At 44.8% G+C, this 21,329-nt stretch carries 20 protein-coding genes; 16 read left to right on the top strand and 4 right to left on the bottom strand.

Features of this window, described 5'->3' with window-relative positions; translation table 11 throughout:
* Nucleotides 1–220: 220 nt before the first annotated feature.
* A complete protein-coding gene (gene tpiA, locus DLD82_RS13250) occupies nucleotides 221–904 on the top strand; it encodes a triose-phosphate isomerase (RefSeq protein ID WP_109941609.1) in 684 nt (227 codons plus the stop codon).
* Here the strand turns inward: tpiA and DLD82_RS13245 are convergent, their stop codons facing one another.
* Entirely contained in the window at nucleotides 905–2,578 is a 1,674-nt protein-coding gene (locus DLD82_RS13245) for a response regulator (protein ID WP_109941608.1), read from the bottom strand. It lies immediately after the preceding gene.
* Between the two features lie 155 nt (nucleotides 2,579–2,733).
* Between DLD82_RS13245 and DLD82_RS13240 the strand changes: the two genes are divergently transcribed.
* The 5 genes from DLD82_RS13240 (at nucleotide 2,734) to DLD82_RS13220 (ending at nucleotide 7,104) form a co-directional block, all read left to right on the top strand.
* Nucleotides 2,734–3,285, top strand: coding sequence for a hypothetical protein (locus tag DLD82_RS13240; RefSeq protein WP_109941607.1), 552 nt, complete (start codon nucleotides 2,734–2,736; stop codon nucleotides 3,283–3,285).
* Nucleotides 3,286–3,399: 114 nt separating this feature from the next.
* Nucleotides 3,400–4,032 (top strand): DUF47 domain-containing protein, encoded by a 633-nt coding sequence (locus DLD82_RS13235; protein ID WP_109941606.1) that lies wholly within the window; start codon nucleotides 3,400–3,402, stop codon nucleotides 4,030–4,032.
* Nucleotides 4,033–4,036: 4 nt separating this feature from the next.
* Nucleotides 4,037–5,242 (top strand): inorganic phosphate transporter, encoded by a 1,206-nt coding sequence (locus DLD82_RS13230; RefSeq protein ID WP_109941605.1) that lies wholly within the window; start codon nucleotides 4,037–4,039, stop codon nucleotides 5,240–5,242.
* A gap of 48 nt (nucleotides 5,243–5,290) precedes the next feature.
* Nucleotides 5,291–5,920: a DUF47 domain-containing protein gene (locus DLD82_RS13225; RefSeq protein WP_109941604.1), complete on the top strand. Its 630-nt coding sequence runs from the start codon at nucleotides 5,291–5,293 to the stop codon at nucleotides 5,918–5,920.
* A gap of 5 nt (nucleotides 5,921–5,925) precedes the next feature.
* Nucleotides 5,926–7,104, top strand: coding sequence for an inorganic phosphate transporter (locus DLD82_RS13220; RefSeq protein ID WP_109941603.1), 1,179 nt, complete (start codon nucleotides 5,926–5,928; stop codon nucleotides 7,102–7,104).
* Between the two features lie 17 nt (nucleotides 7,105–7,121).
* Here the strand turns inward: DLD82_RS13220 and DLD82_RS13215 are convergent, their stop codons facing one another.
* Entirely contained in the window at nucleotides 7,122–8,009 is an 888-nt protein-coding gene (locus DLD82_RS13215; RefSeq protein ID WP_109941602.1) for a DNA glycosylase, read from the bottom strand.
* A 106-nt stretch (nucleotides 8,010–8,115) separates the two neighbouring features.
* On the opposite strand from DLD82_RS13215, the gene DLD82_RS13210 reads away from it, so the two are divergent.
* Nucleotides 8,116–8,754 (top strand): hypothetical protein, encoded by a 639-nt coding sequence (locus tag DLD82_RS13210; RefSeq protein WP_146199803.1) that lies wholly within the window; start codon nucleotides 8,116–8,118, stop codon nucleotides 8,752–8,754.
* 42 nt (nucleotides 8,755–8,796) lie between these two features.
* Here the strand turns inward: DLD82_RS13210 and DLD82_RS13205 are convergent, their stop codons facing one another.
* Complete coding sequence (locus DLD82_RS13205) at nucleotides 8,797–9,291, bottom strand: DNA-deoxyinosine glycosylase (RefSeq protein WP_109941600.1); 495 nt, start codon at nucleotides 9,289–9,291, stop codon at nucleotides 8,797–8,799.
* 8 nt (nucleotides 9,292–9,299) lie between these two features.
* A complete protein-coding gene (locus DLD82_RS13200) occupies nucleotides 9,300–10,352 on the bottom strand; it encodes a glycosyl hydrolase (RefSeq protein ID WP_109941599.1) in 1,053 nt (350 codons plus the stop codon).
* 125 nt (nucleotides 10,353–10,477) lie between these two features.
* On the opposite strand from DLD82_RS13200, the gene DLD82_RS13195 reads away from it, so the two are divergent.
* The 9 genes from DLD82_RS13195 (at nucleotide 10,478) to DLD82_RS13155 (ending at nucleotide 21,305) form a co-directional block, all read left to right on the top strand.
* Complete coding sequence (locus DLD82_RS13195) at nucleotides 10,478–11,467, top strand: asparagine synthase C-terminal domain-containing protein (protein ID WP_109941598.1); 990 nt, start codon at nucleotides 10,478–10,480, stop codon at nucleotides 11,465–11,467.
* Between the two features lie 7 nt (nucleotides 11,468–11,474).
* Entirely contained in the window at nucleotides 11,475–11,744 is a 270-nt protein-coding gene (gene gatC / locus DLD82_RS13190; protein ID WP_109941597.1) for an Asp-tRNA(Asn)/Glu-tRNA(Gln) amidotransferase subunit GatC, read from the top strand.
* A 1-nt stretch (nucleotide 11,745) separates the two neighbouring features.
* The gene (gatA, locus tag DLD82_RS13185) at nucleotides 11,746–13,044 is read left to right on the top strand and encodes an Asp-tRNA(Asn)/Glu-tRNA(Gln) amidotransferase subunit GatA (RefSeq protein ID WP_109941596.1); all 1,299 of its coding nucleotides are present in this window, start codon (nucleotides 11,746–11,748) and stop codon (nucleotides 13,042–13,044) included.
* On the top strand, nucleotides 13,044–14,468 hold the full coding sequence (gatB, locus tag DLD82_RS13180) for an Asp-tRNA(Asn)/Glu-tRNA(Gln) amidotransferase subunit GatB (RefSeq protein ID WP_109941595.1): 1,425 nt from the start codon (nucleotides 13,044–13,046) through the stop codon (nucleotides 14,466–14,468). The genes gatA and gatB overlap by 1 nt, the downstream gene beginning before the upstream one ends.
* Nucleotides 14,469–14,472: 4 nt before the next feature.
* The gene (locus DLD82_RS13175; protein WP_109941594.1) at nucleotides 14,473–17,268 is read left to right on the top strand and encodes a DNA topoisomerase I; all 2,796 of its coding nucleotides are present in this window, start codon (nucleotides 14,473–14,475) and stop codon (nucleotides 17,266–17,268) included.
* Nucleotides 17,269–17,338: 70 nt separating this feature from the next.
* Nucleotides 17,339–18,025, top strand: a complete 687-nt coding sequence (locus DLD82_RS13170) for a phosphoglycerol geranylgeranyltransferase (RefSeq protein WP_109941593.1) — start codon at nucleotides 17,339–17,341, stop codon at nucleotides 18,023–18,025.
* Between the two features lie 9 nt (nucleotides 18,026–18,034).
* A complete protein-coding gene (locus DLD82_RS13165; protein WP_109941592.1) occupies nucleotides 18,035–18,793 on the top strand; it encodes an RNA methyltransferase in 759 nt (252 codons plus the stop codon).
* Between the two features lie 22 nt (nucleotides 18,794–18,815).
* Nucleotides 18,816–19,373: a dCTP deaminase gene (dcd, locus tag DLD82_RS13160; RefSeq protein ID WP_109941591.1), complete on the top strand. Its 558-nt coding sequence runs from the start codon at nucleotides 18,816–18,818 to the stop codon at nucleotides 19,371–19,373.
* Nucleotides 19,374–19,472: 99 nt separating this feature from the next.
* Complete coding sequence (locus tag DLD82_RS13155; RefSeq protein WP_109941590.1) at nucleotides 19,473–21,305, top strand: threonine--tRNA ligase; 1,833 nt, start codon at nucleotides 19,473–19,475, stop codon at nucleotides 21,303–21,305.
* Nucleotides 21,306–21,329: the final 24 nt, after the last annotated feature.

Raw genomic sequence — 21,329 nt, 5'->3', positions numbered from 1 at the left:
ATGTACTGCTTTTTTATTAATATCGTTTAAATGCTTTGTTTTCTCCGGATTAGAATGTAATAAGATTCAGAATTGCTTTGTCGATCATAATCTCATAGGAAATTTCATGGATACGATTTTAATTAATGTTTAACCTATCTCTATCTCAGATCTCTGATGTTACCCTTCCTCTCTTTCTATAACCGTTCTTATATATGTAATAAAAAGATCAATATTAGCCATGAAACCTAACTCCCTGAATACACCGCTGGTCCTGGTCAACCTCAAGTGTTACACTGAATCAATCGGCAACGGAGCACACCGGATTGCCCGGGCAGCACGGGAAGTCACCGATGAATCCGGGGTTACTATCGGTCTTGCCCCTCTCTATCCGGATATTCACCCAATCAACCACCACTATGATATTCCGGTCTTTGCCCAACATGTAGACCCCGTGGAACCCGGAGCACATACCGGCAGGATGCCTCTTCTCGCAGTAAAATCTGCAGGAGCCATCGGTTCACTCGTAAACCACTCGGAATATCGTCTCAACATTGCTGATATAGAAAAAAATGTCACTGCTCTCAGGGATGCCGGGATGCTCTCCTGCGTGTGTTCAAATAATATTGCAACAACCGCAGCCCTTTCAGCACTTGGCCCCGACTATGTTGCTATTGAACCTCCTGAACTCATCGGTGGAAAAATTTCAGTATCAGAAGCAAACCCGGGAATCATTACCGGTTCGGTAGATATCGTCAAAAAAATAAATCCCGCTGTGAAGGTCCTGACCGGTGCAGGTATTCATTCAGGAAAATGTGTAAAAACAGCAATAGACCTTGGAACTGACGGTGTTCTGCTGGCATCAAGCGTAGTAAAGGCGGAAGATCCCGCAGCAGTCCTCCGGGACCTGGTATCACTGCTCTGATTATTTTGTATAGTGGGGATCAAGGGTAATAAGAACTTCTCCCTGCTCCCCGTTTTCCGGAATAATCAGTCTTACCTTACAGTGCAGGTCTTCCGGTGTCCGGGTTATTTCCTGTGAGGCAAGAAAAGAAACTCCTTTTCCGGTTTTAATTACATCTGTTACCGTTTCTGCAATCTGTAACTCCCGGAGCAGTGGATTATGATGTAACGACTGACCCTCAATCGAACTTGTTTCATTAATGATATCAAGGGCACGGGTGTTTATTGTTTTGATTATCCCCTTGTAATCAACAATAATTATTCCGATATGGACAGATTGAATTATTGATTTATATCTCTCTTTAGATCTTCGAAGCAGGTTTTCTATGGTAGTATACCGGGTAATATCTCTTCCAAGGGTTACTGTTCCTATCTCATCTCCTTCATTGTTTGTGAACGGAACACTTAATATCTCAAAATCTGTTTTGCCTGAATCGGTCTCCACCAAAATGTGTTTTGAATGGTCTGAAACATAAATATTTGAAGAAACACAGGGCGTAATATTCGTTTTAGGAAAATCTGATTCAGATCTTCCAACCGGTTCTCTGGTATCCGGAGCTTTTAAGAATTCTGCGCCTGCCTGATTAATAAAGATAAATTTTCCCTCATTATCCTTTGCCCATAAAATATCCGGCACAGTATCACACAATCTTCGCATAAGCGAATACATTGAAGCATATTCTTCTTTGGCTGCGATAAGTGAGTTCTTCATCACATCCTGCTGAATTGCGGATCCAATCATAGATGATGCTGCAAGCAGGGCATCAATCTCAACTCCGGTCCAGTTCCGTTCTGAAATATAATCTGCAAACCAGATAAGTCCCCATACTTTCTGGTTCACAAACACCGGAAAGATGGCAACAGATTTTGCAGAAAGTTCTCCTCTGAAAGGGTCCAGATATAATATTTTTGAAGGATCAGCAATGAGCGGTTTACCAGTTAGAATCGGCGAAATAAGTTCAGGTTTTACCTGAATCGGATTTGTCCTGATATACTCCTCTCTCTCCTCCTTATGAATGCTGATTCGTATCCAGGAGGCCACATTTCTGATAAAATGTGGGATATTGTCATTGGTTTCTGATTTTTCTTCTAATTTGAATAAGCGAACGGTGTCTACTTCGGTTGCAAGTCCAAACAGCGTGATGGCTTCGATAATTGCTTTATCAAACGGCTCCCCGCCAAGGAACAGATTAGATACCAGGCTTATTGCTTCAAGAACTGAATCTCTTCTTTTAAGAGCCAGCCGGGTATTTCGTTGCTGAATTGCATAATCCACCTTGTGGTTTAATTCAGCAAACAGAGCTTTTGGCTCACCTCCCTTTTGAATATAAAAATCAGCACCGGTATTTATTGCATCAATAATAACCGTTTCACGCCCTCTTCCTGAAAAGAGAATAAAAGGAATTAATTTATCGACATTTCGGACCTCTTTTAAAAAATCAAGTCCGTTCATCTGGGGCATTTCGTAATCTGAAATGATGCACGAATATTGTCCGGTCTGTAATAATTCAAGTGCTTCCTGTGCTGAATGAACCGCGTCAACAGTAAGCTTTCCACCACGTTCAAGAGTTAATTTGGTCAAATCGCAGATAACCGGTTCATCATCGACATGGAGGACACGGATTTTTGAGTTCACGATCTGACCTACTGGATTATATCAATAGTGAAATATTTAAATAATATCATATCATCTTTCCGATATAGATTAAATTCTTCCGGGTAACATATTTGATACCTTAAAATGTCTGAAATAACAAACTAACTGGTACCTGAAACATATAGGAGAGATTCATGCAATTCTGTTTACCTAAAATTTTTTTATATTTTGGCCTCTTATTCTTATCACTCTTCCTCTATCCGGCAACTTCTGATGACATCGGCATTTCAGGCAATTTTACAACCAATGATTCGGAATTCCTCTTTATGATGAATCAATACTGGATTCCGGATTTGTATGAAATCAAGGGGCGGATTGATACCTCAATCAGCTATGATGTCCCTGATATGCTCAACCTCTCTGTAGAATATGCAAATATCAGACTCCAGAAAAATCTGAACGAAACAAAATCCTATAATGTATCGCCTGATTTAGCAGATTTACGATCTGTATATAGCCGGACGGTAACGTCAGAAATTATGCGTCTTAAAAGCCTTCCCGCGTTTAACCGTTCAGACCCGGAGTATCAGGAAAAAATATCCGCAGTTACTGCGAAGCTTTCATTATACGGGGCATGGCTTGAATACCAGGTTATGCAGTGTTATAATGTTCAGAACCGGAGTTATCCTGATCTTGCAATGGTCCCGTCCAATGATTTCTTCTCTATCATGGCGAATATGACCTGATCATGCCCGAAAAGGAAGTATAAGAAGTATATTTACATTTTTTTACATTTGCGCTCTTCGGATTCATCTTACTATATCGATGAACTCATATGGTATCAGAGAGCATGACAGGATATGCGCATACGGGATATCATCCTCCCGGAAGACAAATATTTTTTGGAACTCTTTTGTGAACTCTCTGATAATATCGTATCAGCTTCAGGTTACCTGACAGATCTCATATCTGGTGAGGATTTGAGCCATGGCCATAATTGTCAGAAGATTCACCAGCTCGAACATGAATCAGACGAATTACTCCGGCGATTGTTTGAGAGACTTGAGGAATCTCTGGTCACTCCGCTGGAACCGGATGAAATTCAGCGGCTTGCAAAAGCACTCGATGATGTTATCGACATTATTGACTGGGTCGCTCATCAAATCTGTAATTACCAGTTATCCGGAACATATCCGCATCTTGCTAAATTTGCAGAATTTATCTCCGTATCCACAATCGAAATACAAAAAGGAGTTCACTTACTAGGCAAATGGGAAGAAATAAAAGATATCAAAACGTCCTGTTCGCAAATTAACCAGATCTGGAACCGGTCCAGCGATCTTCTTTCATCAGCGGTTACTGAACTATTCTCATTAAAAGATCCGATTCAGGTGATAAAATTAAAAGATATTTACGAAAATCTGGAGGAAGTATTACAGGAATGTAATGATGTCGGGCATGTTCTGAATGAAATAATTATCCGGCACAAGTGAACCCATGGAAACCATCATAATTATTGGTGTTTTTCTTGCGTTTCTTTTCAATTTTGTAAACGGGCTTAATGATGCGGGTAATTCAATAGCAACCGTTGTAGCAACCAGGGCTCTTCGGCCATTATATGCACTAATCCTTGCTGCGGTGTGTAATGTTGCAGGCCCCTTTCTTCTGACAACGGCAATAGCAAAAACAATCGGGACCGGAGTAATTATTCCAGAGGCCCTACAGCCCGATGCTCTGGTAATTGCTCTTGTCTCTGGAGTAGTCCTGCTCATCATCTTTACTGCAAAGGGTTTTCCAATATCTGCCTCTCATGCCCTGATTGGATGTATGGTGGGAGCGTCAGTTGCTGCGGCTGGCATCACCTCGGTGATATGGCCGGAATTGTATATGGTCCGGGATGTGGCAATTGCAGGAATTTTTGGTGCACTGTGTGGATCTTTGTATCTCTCACTGCTATTCTGGTTATTAAAAGGTCCGGCACGATTAGGTGCAATTGCAGGAGCAGTTGGCGGTTTTTCCCTGATGATTATTTCTCTTATGATTTTTGGCCTGCTAAAAGTCACCGGACTTATGGCAATTTTTATTTTTATCATAATCTCCCCAACTGTGGGATTTTTAGGAGGATTCTTCCTTGATATCATGGTATCATATATATTCAGATTTTCCCTGCAGTCAACCAGAAATAAGATCTTTTTTCCCCTTCAGGTGGTTACCGGGGGCCTGCAGGCACTTGGTCATGGAGCAAATGACGGACTACATGCGGTTGGGATAATCGCTGCCCTGTTTATTGCCGGAGGGATAAGTTCGGAATTTTCCGCCCCCTTCTGGATTATGGGAGGATCAGCTCTTGCAATAGGGCTTGGCACAGTATTTGGCGGGTGGAATGTCATTACGAAGATGGCAAAAGGCATTACCCGTATTCGTCCGTATCAGGGATTTTGTGCATCTACCGCCGGAGGGCTGGTAATATCCGGACTCACCATTACCGGAATTCCAACTTCTTCCACTCATATCATCAGTGGTTCAATTGTAGGGGTAGGTGCAACGCGAGGTAAAACTGCAGTTGACTGGAAAGTTGTCAGGGATATTGTGACAACATGGATAGTTACCTTCCCTTCGGCTGTATTTGTGTCTTTTGCACTATATCTTCTCTATTCAGTTCTGGTTTTTGGAATTGATAGTATATTTAAATACTTGACATAACAGATCGGTGAGTTTTTACGTATGTAGAAGACATTTGTTCCGATTACTGTGGGAATTAAGGAATGGTTGATACCACAGGATAAAGTTTTTTTTGACCTGTTTGAGCAACTGGCCGGTACTGTGGTGTTAGCGGCCAGAGAACTGGAACAGATAGTAACAAATGAAACAGATCCTGCACAAACCTATAAAAAAATCAGGGAACTAGAACACAAAGGTGATCTGATTACCCATGAAATATACGAACATTTAAACAGGACATTCATAACTCCCTTGGATCCGATGGAGATATCACGTCTGGCTTCTGCACTAGACGATGTAATAGATTATATTGATGATTCTGCTGAAAAACTGATAATTTATAAAATAACCGAATATGACAAATCGATGCAGGATTTTGCCCAGATTATCCATCTCTCTACAATCCAGTTAGAATGCGGAGTTCGTGGGATCAGATCTTTTAAAAATGGGAATGTCCTTGAAAAATGTGGGATTGAGATAAACCGGCTCGAAAACATGGCTGACGACCTGCTTGCACAGTCAATTTTACGTCTGTTTGCAACCGAAGATCCGATGACAACCATAAAATTAAAGGATATTTACGAATGTCTGGAGACTGCGACCGATAAATGTGAAGACGTGGCGAACGTTCTCTCTGATATCAGTATCAGGCATTCGTGATCTGTATGGAACTAATCCTGCTCCTTGGTATTGCAGTTGCACTTGTATTTAATTTTTTAAACGGTCTTCATGACGCTGCAAATTCAATCTCAACGATAGTTGCAACCCGTGTCCTGACTCCCTTGCAGGCTGTGGGGCTGGCTGCTTTTTTTAATCTTGTCGGGCCACTCTTTTTTACAACGGCCATCGCAAAAACAATTGGAAAAGGGATTATTGCACCAGGCTGGCTCACCCTTGAAGTAATCATTGTTGGTATCCTTGTTGCTTCGTTCTGGATTTATTTTACTGCATATATCGGGATTCCCATATCATCCACTCACGCCATGGTGGGCGGACTGATTGGGACAGCAGTTGCATATGGGGGGATTGGGGTGGTAATTCTTCCGTCCTTGTCCCTTATTGGCGGAGTAATACTTGCCGGAATTATCGGGGCATTTGTTGGTGCAATTCTTCTTGCCGGGATTGCCCGGATAAAAGAGGAGCCTGATGTCCGGAATTATCTGGGTATCGGAGCCTTCTTTGGATTTGTGTTCTCAATTCCGGTCTCTATTATTTTTCATATCCTTCCAATCAGCGGGCTTTTGGGTATAATCCTTTTTATCGTCATTTCTCCCTGCCTGGGATTTGCCGGAGCTTTCTTCTTAGGATGTCTGACCATCAGATTTTGCCGGAATGCGAATCAACAAGTAATGAACCGGGTTTTCAACAAACTTCAGATTGTTTCTGCATCTTTTTACAGCATCGGTCATGGGAGTAATGATGCACAGCATGCAATGGGTATAATTACTGCGATGCTGGTTACTGCCGGAGTACTCTCTGATTTTACCGTTCCACTCTGGGTCATCCTGATATCCAGTGCTGCAATATCCCTTGGAACCCTGACCGGAGGCTGGAAGATAGTCCAGACAATGGCAAAACGTATCACACATCTGCGCCCGTACCAGGGATTTTGTGCTGAGACCGGTGGAGGATTAGTGCTCCTCTTTGTGACCTTCTTTGGTGTTCCGGTATCAAGCACCCATGCAATAAGTGGCTGTATTATGGGGGTCGGGGCAACACAGGGGAACTCTGCCGTTCAATGGTCAATTGTGAGACAGATTGTTACTGCCTGGATTATTACTATCCCCCTTACCGCTACCTGTGCGTATGTGGTATTCATGGGAATTCTTCAGATCTGGCATTAATTTTTTTACCCGGTTGACTACACAGATAATTCCTGCCTGACATCACGGGTTGCAAACAGGTACTGCTGGGCATATCCTGCATATGGTCCAAAATATGACCTGCAGAAGTCGGCGATGGTATCATACGATAGTGTCTTTGTTCCCTTCTCACCCGGGATGATATCCTGGTATTGTGCGGTGATTATTTTCCGGATTCTGATGTCAACCGGAACTGCTTCCATGCGTTCGAATCCAAACAAGAGCACACAGTCAGCAACCTTCGGCCCCACTCCGGGGAGAATCATGAGTTCTTTTTTTGCATCCGGATATGAGAGACTTGAAATTTTCAAAAAAAAGTCCGGATGAGTGATGATGTATTCTGCGGTTCCCATCAGGTAGGGGGCACGATACCCGGTGAGGCATTTACGTAAGGATTCTTCGTCGATGGCTCCCATTGCTAATGGTTCTGGAAAGAGATTCTCTCCGATTGAGCAGCATGTCCCATAATTCTCCATGAGAAGACCGATTCTTTTTCCTATTGTTCTGACGTTAGAGTTGGATGAACAGATAAAACTAAACAGGCATTCCCAGGGGTCCTGCCGGAGAATCCGGATACCTTTGGATAACAAAAACCGCTCCAAAAAAAATAAGTCCTGTTTTTCATGAGTAAATTTTGCAATATGGGTGCATATGGACTGGTATATTTCCGGGATATTATCTTTCAGACCCAAAAAATGATATAATACTTTTTTATCACATCCGGAATACCTGATGGTCCGGTTATCCTGGCGGATTGTGATTATCCTGCCGTTATGAACTCCCTTCCATATATTTCCTGACTTTTTCCATCCAAATATCTGACCACAGGAAAATGTCAGATCAAGGTCGAAAGGAAGTTCTTTTTCAGAGAGGGTAAGTGTTTTCACAAGTATGCATCTATTGGTTTTCAGGATGGGAATATCCTTTTCATGACGACAGAATGAAATAATGGTACACAGAAATGCTTTAAACAGATAATGAGGAATGGACCAGATGAATAGAATATCGGTATATTGTATCGCCTTTTTTTTGGTTTTTATTGGATTTGGAATTGTATCCGGTGAAGAATGGCAGGAAAACTCTTCAATTACTCCGGAAGTGACGAATGATTTCTACGCGGGCTCAATTGAACTTGTTCAGGGATGGAATTTTGTGTCTGTTCCCCGAAGGCTTGATGATTCATCCAATACTGCAGTGATATTTAGTGGCATTGATTCTGCAGGACACAGTATCTGGACATTTAATCAGGAAAATGGTGGCTGGAAAGACCTGACTGCCGAAGATAAAGTTCTTCCGCTTGAAGGATACTGGGTCTATACAACCGCTCCCTTCACTGTTCCATTACGGTTTTCAGATGATCCACTCCAGGTTCCACCGGTAAAAGATATGATCTCCGGGTGGAACATGTTTGGGTTTACCGGAAATACTCCGGCATCAGCCCGTGATTCACTGCTTTCAATCCGGAGTTCATGGACTGAAGTGATTGGGTGGGATCCGGTAAGTCAGCAGTTTGAAATAACCATTGTGAACGGTGGTTCAAATGATCAGGCAGATTCCCGAATGCTACTTCCGACCCGTTCATACTGGGTGTTTGTTACCGAATCCTGCAGTCTTGCAAGTATTGGAGCATAAAAAAAATTGATAATATGGAAAGATGGAGAGTTTAAGGATGTTTTAGGGCTCACTCAAAGCCTGATTAATATCCATCCATCTTTTTACTTTTTCTTTTAGGGGTATTGCATGAGCCGGACTTGATGAGGGTAGGTACCGACAGGGTATTTCTAAGTCCGGGAAAAACCGGAGAAATCCCTTTTCAGCTTCCCGGCCGTTCAGAAATATGGTTTTTATATGATGATGAGATGCAAGAAGACCCTTGATATCATTTGGTACTGGTTCGGTAATTTTCGCATCTGAACTGGTAGGTCTGTTGCAGTTAGCATATACATCCCACAGTCCTACCTTTTCTTCCATCAGGGACGAAATCCGATCCTTATATGAAAGGTTTTTTGAAATCCCCAGGATGTCTTCGATGATATCCCAAAACATGTTCCGGGGATTTGCGTAATACTGGCCGGTTTTAAGTGATATGATGGATGGATAACTGCCCAGGATAAGAACTCGAGAGGCCGGAGAGATAAGAGGTGAGAGTCCCGAATAAGATGATGTCATGAAAAAAATTAACAGGAGAGTTGTTCTTTTACATTGATTTTTTGAAGGACTGACTTAAATGCATCACCAACAGCGGAGTTATCCTGTAGCCTCATTGATGAGTCATGAAGAGGGTTGTTATCATTTTTCCAGGCTGCATTATACCAGATAAGTCCCTTTACATCAGGCCAGGCATTGTCTGAAAGTGAGGTAACTGCTTTTTCGACCCATGATGCCGGGTTTACCACCATGTTTCTGATGTCGGTTCCGGTGATGACGAGAATTGGTTTATGAATGGAATTTAAAGCAAGGTTATTGTTTACCGAATTCATCATCACGGTAAAGTCCTTTTCTCCCGTTTCAAAAGGCTTTTTTGAACCATAGAGTGAAACCGTGATGATATCGCAGTATTCATCACCCGGATAATAGGAGGTCATGTTATTCCAAATTTCATCAGGCAGGCTTTCAGCATTCAGGTGGTATGCCCAGATAAGATTTGACGCTCCTTCTTCTTCCATGAGAGTTTTAATGTGCCGGAAGGCTTCCTTGAACATCTCCTGACCGCTTACATAGCCGTTCCAGTATCCGTTCCAGGGATAGCTCCATTGGTTTACCTCTGTTCCATATTCTATGAGAACCGGAGATCCAAATGCCCGGGCCTCACGTGCCCATGCACGGAGTTCTCCGTCGAATTTACCAAGGATGATGTTATTCAGAGTATACAGGGGTTCCTGCTGGTATGGTTTATCAGTGCTGCGCATCATCAGCCTGACATACGGAACTTTTCCTTCACTTCTGATGGTGGTGACTCCGGCAAGAGGGAATTTTTTATCGTTCATCCATTCATCAGAAAAAACAACGATAGCAGGATTTTTACCTGTTGATTCACGAAAGGCCGAGATTTCATCAATAACTATCTGTTCCTCTCCGGATGGAGATCCTGACGGAGCAAATACTCCAAGGGCTACTGTGTCATTTGCGGGAAGACAAAACCCGGGTGGCAGATCTGAAACCACGCTGCAGCTGATAAAAATACAAATAATTACGGTAATTCCACTTGCTTTGATGATGCCCCCGATCATATCACACACCTTTATCCGGAGGTACTACAACTTCCATCTAAATAGACTGTCTCTTTTCCGGGGACGGTGGAAGAAGAGTTCGGATGGTTATATATAATTCTGATATGTCACCTGATTAGAAGAATATGCAACTGAATGGTTGGGTTGAACTGGACGGAAAAAAACTTACCAAAGAAGAATTATCTGATTTTATCCGGCAGGACCCTGCTGTTGTCACCCGCCTTGGGGGAGAATTTTATTTGGAATATGATTCCTGTAAAGCACGGGATCACTATGGTATTATTCAGGGGGACTGTCCGGCCGGAGTGATTCTCTGTGATAACCGGGAAACAGGGACCGTGAGTCCGGCATGTGGTTCTCTTTCACTGGCTGATGCAATCAAAACATCAGTGGACCTTCGATCAGATTCTGGGATTACTGCGTTATCCGGCGGGGTTGATTCTGCATTGGTCGCCGTTCTTGCAAAGCGTCCATGTCTGGTTGTCGGAATGGAAGGATGTCATGATATCAGGCAGGCACAGGCTGTTGCAAAATATACAAATCTTCCCTTACATATCCGGACGATCACAGTTCCGGAGATAGAAGATGCGATATCGGTCGTTGCCAAAAATCTTGAGGAACCAAATCCGGTGGATCTGGCTATCGGTACAACCCTGTATTTTGTTGCACAGACTGCACATGACCTTGGATATGAACGAATCCTTACCGGTCAGGGAGCAGACGAAGTATTCGGTGGGTATGCCCGGTACCTTGAGACAGCTCCGGATAAGCTGGAGGAGTTATTTTTAAAGGATTTTGCTTCTCTAAAGCACCAGGGAAGACGGGACCAGGGTGTAGCCGGACTCATGGGGACGTACCTCTCTATGCCATATCTTGATATCAGGGTTGTATGCGCTGCACATACAATCCCGGCATCTGACCGGGTCCGTGATGGTGTGAGAAAAAAACCCCTCCGGGATGTGGCCCTGCTGTATCTCCCCGAATCATTTGCAAATTACGAGAAGAAAGCGATGCAGTATGGGACCGGGATCTGGAAAGAAATAAAACGGATTGCCCGGCAGAATGGTTATCACAGCTCAGTTTCAGATTTCTTAATTCATCTCAGGAGGACGTAAGTTTACAATGGTTACCGCAGAAGACGTCAGAAAAGTCGCTAAACTCGCTGATGTCGGCATTGATGATTCAGAAATTACCGAATTTACCCGGCAATGTTCGGGTGTTTTAGAATATTTTGAGATCCTTGATACCCTTGATCAAAGCAAGCAGCTCATCCGCGAGCGATATAATATACTCCGGGAAGATGAGGTAACCCCCTCACTCTCCCAGGAAGAATCACTGCAAAATGCAGGACAGACTGAAAAGGGATTCTTTAAAGCCCCACGGGTGATGTAAGATGGCAAAGACCCTTTCCTTTAACCCGGATGATTCGGTCCATGCCTTTTTAACCACCATCCCGGAAGTGACCTATGGAGAAGGTCCGCTTTCCGGAGTTACTGTTGCGGTAAAAGACAATATTACCACAAAGGGAATTGAGACAACCTGTGCGTCGAAAATACTGAAGGGGTACATTCCCCCTTATGATGCTCATGTTGTGACTCTTCTCAAAGATGCCGGAGCAGCAATAGTCGGAAAGACCAACATGGATGAGTTTGGTATGGGGACAACCACTGAAAACAGTGCGTTTGGCCCAACCCTCAACCCTCTGGATAAAAATCGTGTACCTGGCGGCTCATCAGGAGGATCTGCTGCAGCAGTTGGAGCAGGTCTTTGCGACCTTGCTATCGGCTCGGATACCGGTGGTTCAATCCGGTGCCCTGCTGCCTTTTGTGGTATTGTAGGGCTGAAACCGACCTATGGGCGGGTATCACGATTCGGACTTATTGCCTATGCCAATTCGCTTGAACAGATAGGCCCGATGGCCCGGGATGTCAGCAGTCTTTCCAAACTTTTCTCTGTCATTGCCGGACCTGACCCCCGTGATGCGACCTCGGTTGACAGACCCTATTCTCATGAACCATTAAAAAAGATTGACGGTCTTAAGATTGGTGTTCCGGAAGAGTTCTTTGGAGAAGGAGTAAACCCACAGGTTGCTGAAGTGGTCAGGGAGGCTATTTCAACTCTTGAATCGCTTGGGGCTGAAACAAAACCCTGCACGATGCCTTCGATGAAATATGCCCTTTCAGCCTATTATGTTACCTGTACCAGTGAGGCTTCCAGTAATCTTGCCAGGTTTGACGGGGTAAGATATGGTCCGGGACTGGACAGTCCGAAGAGCTGGCACGAGGCATATTCCGAACAAAGAAAGGAAGGATTTGGTAAAGAAGTCCGTCGCCGTATTATTCTTGGAACATTCTCTCTTGCTGCCGGTTATTTTGGGAGATATTATCAGAAGGCCCAGACTGCAAGGCAGATGGTCAGGGATGACTTTGAGAGGATACTCAAGGATGTCGATGTCATTGCTGGGCCTACCATGCCGGATATCGCATTCAGACTTGGTGAGAAAAGCGATCCGCTCCAGATGTACCTCTCTGATATTCTGACCGTTCCGGCAAACCTGGCCGGAGTTCCTGCAATTTCTGTCCCCTGTGGCAGGGTTGATGGAATGCCTGTTGGTCTGCAGATTATCGGGAAGTACTTTGATGATGAACGGGTGATTGACACTGCATATGCCTTTGAACAGGAGGGAGTATAATGGAAGAGAGAGAGACGATAATCGGTCTTGAAATCCATTGTCAGCTTGATACCCGGTCAAAGATGTTTTGTGGTTGTTCGACCGATTTTCGCGATGATGAACCGAATACTCACACATGTCCGGTCTGTCTTGGTCTTCCGGGCAGTATGCCGATGGTCAATAAGCGGGCCATTGAGTTTGCCCTGAAAGTGGCCAAGGCATTAAACTGTGCAATTAACGAGGAGTCAGAGTTTTCCCGGAAGAATTACTTTTATCCGGACCTGGATAAAGCATACCAGATAACCCAGTACGATAAACCCCTGGCCGAATGGGGAAAACTCCTTATCGATGGGGATAATGGTGAGAGGGAGATCCGGATTACCCGTATTCATCTTGAGGAAGATCCAGGTCGTTCGGTTCATATGGGAACAACAGACCGGGGAAAGTATACTCTTATAGATTATAACCGTGCAGGTATCCCGCTTATCGAGATTGTTACTGAGCCGGATCTGCGGTCACCTAAAGAAGCCAGAAAATTTCTGAATAAACTCCGGGCAACTCTCGAGTACCTGAACGTGTTTGATTCGGAAAAAGAGGGTTCTCTTCGTGTGGATGCAAACATCTCGCTCAAGGGTTCAGAGCGTGTTGAGGTCAAGAATATCTCCTCCTATAAGGGTGTTGAGAAGGCCCTGACTTTTGAAGTGACCAGGCAGAGAAATCTCATCCGTCGTGGACAGCGGATTGCAAGAGAGACAAGGCATTTTGTAGAGGCACGGGGCGTTACTACTTCTTCCCGTTCAAAAGAAGAAGAGAATGATTACCGGTATTTCCCGGAACCTGATCTTCTTCCACTCCGGGTCGCTTCCTGGGTTGATGCAATAGATCTTCCTGAACTTCCTGATGCACGCCGGGAGAGGTTTGTCTCCCAGTATGGGATATCTTCGGAGCATGCAAAGACCCTGACCGGGGGGCTTAAACTTGCAGAGTTTTATGAAGCGGTTGCACCGGCAGATCCGGCCCTTGCGGCGACATGGACTGCAGATTATCTGCTTGGTGAACTCAATTACCGTGACTTTACCATTGAGGCAATGCCACGGGAACTCTTTAAAGAACTGATAACTCTGGTCAAGGGGGATGCAATTACTGATAAGTCAGCAGTTGAAATCCTTCGAATCATTCTTGATGCTGTAAAAGAAGGAAAAGAGCCCGAGCGTCCACAGGCAATTGTTGACCGTCTGGGTCTTGCCAAGTCAAGCGGTGACCAGGTAACACAGATGATTGACGAGGTTATTGTAGAACAACCTGCAGCGGTCGCCGACTATTATGCCGGAAAGATGCAGGCTCTCAATTTCCTTGTCGGACAAGTCATGAAAAAGTGTCGGGGTCGTGCAGATCCTGGTCATCTGAATATCCTTCTTAAAGAAAAACTAGACAAGAAGGTCTGATACCATGCACCTGATAATTGCCGAAAAAAATATTGCAGCAAACCGGATTGCCCAGATACTATCCGGAAAAGACAAGGTTTCGGCAAAGAAGGAGAGTGGAGTGAATGTATACACCTTTGGAGAAAAGACATCTGTCGGACTTCGCGGTCATGTTGTCGAGGTCGATTTTGTTGAAGGGTATACCAACTGGCGTTCAGAAGAACGCCCTCCCCGCTCCTTAATCGATGCCGGGACCATCAAGCGTCCCACAGAACCGGCAATCGTAAAACTTATTCAAAAGATTGCAAAGAAAGCAAACCGTATTACGATTGCCACTGATTTTGATACCGAAGGAGAACTTATCGGGAAAGAGGCATATGAACTGGTAAGAGCCGTAAATCCCAAGGTTCCGGTAGACAGGGCACGTTTTTCGGCAATCACCAGGGAAGAGATAAACCGGGCTTTTTCAGAGCCTGCAGAGATAGATTTTGACCTTGCTGCCGCTGGGGAAGCAAGACAGGTGGTAGATCTTATCTGGGGAGCTTCCCTTACCCGGTTTATTTCTCTTGCAGCAAAACGCGGTGGAGGAAATATTCTCTCCGTTGGCCGGGTTCAGTCTCCTACTCTTGCAATGATTGTTGACCGGGAACGGGAGATTGAATCTTTTATTCCTGAACCATACTGGGAGATATCTCTTACTTCAGAAAAAGACGGAGAGATTATTGAGGCACGTCATGCTGAAGGGCGGTTTACCGATAAAACCCTTGCAGATGCTGCGTATGCAGGGACAAAAGATCCTCTATTAGTCACCGAAGTAAAAGAAGGAAAGCGGGTTGACCGTGCTCCTACACCATTTGATACAACCGGATTCATCGTTGCTGCGGCACGAATCGGATATTCTGCAGCAAATGCGATGAGAGTTGCAGAAGAACTGTACATGAACGGATTTATCTCATATCCGCGTACAGACAACACTATCTATCCACCTTCTTTAAATCTGGACAATATCCTTTCCACCCTTGAAAAGACCCGGTTTGCCCCTGATGTTGAATGGGTCAAGAAGAACCGGCGGAAGAAACCTACCGAAGGAAAAAAATCGTCCACTGACCACCCGCCAATTCATCCGACCGGGGTTGCAACACCTGAACAACTGGGTGAAAACTGGAAACTCTATGAACTCGTGGTCCGGCGATTCCTTGCCACTCTCTCTCCGGACGCTGAATGGGCTACCATGCGTATCAACATGGACGCTTCCGGTCAGGGGTATATCGCAACCGGTTCTCGTCTTATCGATGCCGGATGGCGTACTGTTTACCCGTACTCCGAAGCCAAGGACACGTTTCTTCCGGTTGTGAAAAAAGGAGAGAGATTAAAGATACAGGATCTCAACCTTGAAGAAAAGCAGACTCAGCCGCCGCCGCGGTATTCCCAGAGTAAACTTATTCAGGTTATGGAGGAACTCGGTCTTGGAACCAAATCAACAAGGCATGAGGTCATTCAGAAATTAATCTCCCGTAAATATATCGAAGGAAATCCTCTTCGTCCTACTCTGGTTGGTAAAGCCGTAACCGATTCACTGGAAGCTCATGCCTCCACCATAACCCGGCCGGACATGACCCAGAAACTGGAACAGTCGATGGAGGCCATTAAGGTTAGACATCAGTCCAGGGATGTGGTGGTGGACGACTCACGCAAGATGCTGCACCAGGTTTTTAATGAACTTGAACCAAACCAGGCAGTTATCGGGCAGGAGATAATGGGTCAGACCGATGAGGAACTGACTCTTGGGCCCTGTCCTGTGTGTGGCAAAGATCTTCGTATCCGGAGAAAAGGCGGTTCACAATTCATCGGGTGTAATGGCTATCCGGATTGCACGTTTAATATCTCTCTTCCCGGAACGATGTGGGGTTCTGCTATCCGGACAAAAAAGGTATGTGACATCCATAACCTCTATCATGTCAGTCTGATTGCAAAAGGAGCCCGGCCATGGGAGATGGGATGTCCCCTCTGCCAGCTCATCGAGCAGCAGAAAGAACACTATGCCAAAATGCCTTCCATGACCGAAGCATTGCAGAAGAAATTCCTGGATGGGAAGATATTTTCCCTGTATGATCTCACCCGGACTGACCCTGCTGTATTGGTCAAAAGAACTGGTGTTACCGGAAAGCAGGCAGATACTCTCATCAGGGAAGCAAATGATGTGCTTGACTTCATCCGCAAACGTTCTGAATGTAAAAAGTTTATGAAACAGTTTGTCCCTCCGAAACGAGGCCGGAGTCACAGCAAAGTCATGAACGGTTTTGCAGAGTGCGGAATAAACAGTATCGGAGATATTGTTACGAGTTCTCATGATCTCCTGAAAAAAAGTGGTCTTTCTGATGAAGAGGCAAAGACTCTCAAGAATGAGGCCGGCCTTCTCATCGCAAAACAGCAACTAAAAGATATGGGAATTCCTGCAATTTCACTCAAAAAATATCATGAGGCTGGATTTATTACTCCTGAACAGATATTTGCCAGTCATCCGGCGATTTTATCACATAAATGTGGTATTTCAATTGATACGGTAAATAAACATCTGACCCTTATCGCCAGTGCTTTGAATAAACCTGCTCCGGAAAAGATATCAAAAAAACAGTTTGAATCCGGACGGGAGGAACTCCTTTCAATTCCGGATATCAGTGAAACTGCTCTTTTAAAACTTTATCAGGCAGGAATCATTGATAAAAAATCTCTCCGGACTGCAAATCCGGTTGGGGTTATAAAAAATTCCGGATTATCGAAAGATATGGTATACAAGATTCGGGAAGCTGCCCAGGGATAATACTGGTCTTCCCGAACGTATTTCAGTAATGACCTAAGAAGGTATACAGCACTTTAGAGGACAGGTACCTATGCATACGAAATGGAAGACCTGGGCACATGTTACCAAGCTTGACCCGGACAAACATCTGACTGAAGACGAGATCGCAGAGATTGCAACAAGCGGGACAGATGCTCTTATTCTTTCCGGAACACTCAATATCACCCAGGAAAATATGTCGGAGCTGCGTGACCAGGTGAAAGAATATGGTCTGCCACTGGTTGTGGAACCTGCAGGTCCTGAGTCCGTTGTATTTGAAGGAATTGACCTTCTGTATGTTGCAAGTGTGATGAATACTCAAGATGCCAGGTGGATTGTTGGAAAACACCGTGAATGGGCGATGAACCCGTCTATTGTCTGGGATAAGGTTATTCCGGAAGCATACATTGTCCTCAACCCAAACTCAGCCGTTGGAAGAGTCACCGGTGCAGACTGCTCGATATCCGGACAGGAAGCTGCCGCATATGCATCAGTTGCGGATCATTACTTTAAATTCCCGATAGTTTATGTTGAATATAGCGGGATGTATGGAAATCCGGAAATTGTCCGTGAAGTTTCAAAAGCAATCGATAATGCCGTGCTTTATTATGGCGGGGGTATTGATTCCGGTGAAAAAGCGGCAGAAATGACAAAATATGCGGATACTATCGTTGTCGGGAATGCTGTTTATGATAAGGGAGTAAAGACCCTTCTCGAAACTGTTCAGGCTGTTTCGTAAAAATTTTTTATGCCACACGTCCGGATTGTCCTTGTAGAACCACTTTATGAAGGAAATGTGGGATTTGCTGCCAGGGTGATGAAAAATTTCGGGTTCACTGATCTCATCCTGGTAAACCCCTGTACCATTGGAAATGAAGCAAAAATCAGGGCATCACATGCTGATGATGTCCTGTCCGGTGCAAAGGTCATGACCCTTGAAGAGGTTTTTGCATCCTCTCACCGGATTGTTGCAACTACCGGATCACTCTCTTATTCTGCCTGTCATCCGACCAGGATGCCTTTTTATTCTCCCAAAGAACTCCGGGACCTGGTTGGTGAACTGGATGGGACCATCTCAATACTGTTTGGAAGAGAAAACTGGGGATTATCAAACGAAGAGGTGAGAAGGGCAGACATTATCTGCACAATTCCTACATCTTCGATATATCCGATAATTAATCTCTCTCATGCGGTCGGTGTCATCTGTTATGAACTGGCAGATCTTCCAAAAGCCATGATTCCTCTTGCAACGGTTGAGGAGATGGATCATCTCTACGAACATATTGACCAGTACCTTGACCTTGTTGATCATCCCGGATTTAAGCGTGAATCAACCATGACGCTTATCAGGCGGGTGCTAGGGAGATGTAACCTGACCTGGAGGGAATGCACTACAATACATGGACTTCTCCGGCGCTCTGAATGGCATTTTTCTCCGCCGAATGGTGAAAAGTTCCAGGACCCCTCTGATGATCCTCTCAATGCAGATGGGAATGATAAACTGTAATCCGGCACAATAGAATCGGTACATGATCCTTGTTGACTGGCAGATCACCGATCGGATCGAACGGGGATATATCGGTATTGAGCCATATAATCCGGAATTAGTCCAACCAAATTCAATAGATATCCGGCTTGGAAACCATTTTGTGTGGTATACTCCAAGTGATGATGTAATCGATCCTTACGTCCGCGAGTCTGTAACAGGCGATACAGAGGAGATGACCGCTGATAGTATTGTTCTTCATCCCGGGCAATTTGTGCTTGCAGAGACATTAGAGGCAATACGTCTTCCTGATAATATTGTGGCAAGCATTGAAGGAAAAAGCAGTATTGCACGGCTTGGTGTTGAGCTTCACCAGACCGGAGGATGGATTGACGCTGGTTTTGCAGGTAGTATCACTCTTGAGATGTGTAATGTGAACCACCGCCCGGTGAGAATGCATGCAGGAATGCCCATCGGTCAGCTTGTTTTTTATACGACTGAACGTGCTCTTTGTCCGTATAATTCTAAAAAGGATGCAAAATACCTGCATCAGCGTCAAGCCACTCTTTCCCGGTATTATGAGAATAAAAAGAGGGTCTGATAATACCCTGTTTTCATTTCTGATTTCTCTGAAAACCTACGGGGTTTTATACCTCATAAACGTCAACATATATGGATATTGTACTTGGAGACCTGATTCATGCGCCTTCTTTTAATTCATTCAGATTTCATTGAATACGAAGCAAAGAAAAAGACGAAAATTGCTGAAGACCCCTGTAGTCCATCCGGGAGGCTTGAAGAAGCCCTGGTGGCTTTTTGTGCGGTTGAGTCACCTGATGCCGATGGTATCGATGATGTTGTCAATCAGACAGTTGCAGCAATTAGTGAAATGGCAGGTAAAGTTGAATGTAACCGGGTGATGGTGTATCCATATGCACACCTTTCATCAGATCTTGCAGCTCCTGACCTTGCCGTTGCTGCGCTGAAATCAATAGAAGAGGCTTTGGATAAGGCCGGACATGAGGTGAAGCGAGCTCCCTTTGGTTGGTACAAGTCATTTTCACTTTCCTGCAAAGGACATCCGCTCAGTGAACTTTCCCGGTCTATTACTCCCTCTGAAGATGCCGTAAAACCGGAAAAAAAGCACATTGAACATAAATTCTTTGTTATGACTCCGGACGGAAATGTCCATGAAGTAAAAGAGTTTCTTGATGATTCTCCTTTTGCGTCACTTATCAAAAAGGAGATAGGAACCGCCGTTCCGGTGGGTGGAGAACCGGTCCACGTCGACCTCATGCGGTCAAAGGAGTTCGTGGACTATGAGCCGGTCTCTGACGTCGGTCATCTCAGGTGGCTTCCGCGTGGAAAACTGGTCCGCGATCTTCTTGCAGATTATGCACTCTCACTGGTTCTTGATTACGGGGCAAGTCCGGTCGAGACTCCGGTCATGTATGACCTTGCTGACAAGGCAATCTATGAGCATGCAGATAAGTTCGGTGAACGGCAGTACAGGTTCAAGTCCGGAAACCGGAATATGATGCTCCGGTTTGCAGCATGTTTTGGTATGTTTACCACGATGCGGAGTATGCATATCTCACCAAACCACCTGCCAATGAAGATGTACGAACTCTCCACCTATTCATTCCGGCATGAACAGAAAGGAGAAGTTATCGGGCTGAAAAGGCTTCGTGCATTTACCATGCCGGATATGCATTCCCTGTGCAAGGATCTTGAGAATGCCCTGAGTTGTTTTGAAGAACAACTTGCCATCGGATGGAAAACCGGTCGTGACTTTGGAACCCAGCTCGTAGCCGTGTTCCGGTGTACAGAGGAGTTTTACAAAGAGCACGAGGCTTGGATTAAGAAGATTGTCAAGGAATCCGATGTTCCCATGCTTATTGAAACCCTCTCTGACCGTGTTCATTACTGGATTGCAAAAGTTGACCTTGCAGCAATTGACGGGCAGAACCGTCCGATTGAAAACCCGACCGTTCAGATTGATGTTGAGAGTTCAAAGCGGTTCGGGATTAAATATCACCTTGCCGACGGGACTGAAGTGTTCCCACCAATTCTGCATTGTTCACCAACCGGGTCTGTTGAACGGGTGTTCTGTGCAATTCTGGAAAATACCGTAAATCAGAAGGTTGCCCACCTTCCAACCTGGCTCACCCCGACCCAGGTGCGGGTAATTCCGGTCACGGACAATCACCTGGCATATGCAAATGACCTTGCAGATAAACTTACCAAGGCACATGTCCGGGTGGATGTTGATGACCGGGACGACTCTTTAAATAAGAAGATTCGTGCAGCCGGAATGGACTGGGTTTCTTATGTCATCGTTGTTGGAGATAACGAAGTTTCGTCCGGCAACCTGACTGTCACTGTCCGGGCACAGTCAGAACCGAATAAACCACATAAGATCTCCTGCAGCTCTGACAAACTGGTTGAAATGATACATGAAGAGACTGCAGAAATGCCCTACAGGCCGATGTATACTCCCCGTATGCTCTCGTTAAACCCAAGATATATTTAACTTTTTTTCTCCAAAATATTGATT

Source organism: Methanospirillum stamsii (assembly GCF_003173335.1).
GTDB classification, from domain to species: Archaea; Halobacteriota; Methanomicrobia; order Methanomicrobiales; family Methanospirillaceae; genus Methanospirillum; species Methanospirillum stamsii.
The sequence above is the reverse complement of the archived record's forward strand: the minus strand, read 5'-3'. Positions and strand labels throughout refer to the sequence as shown.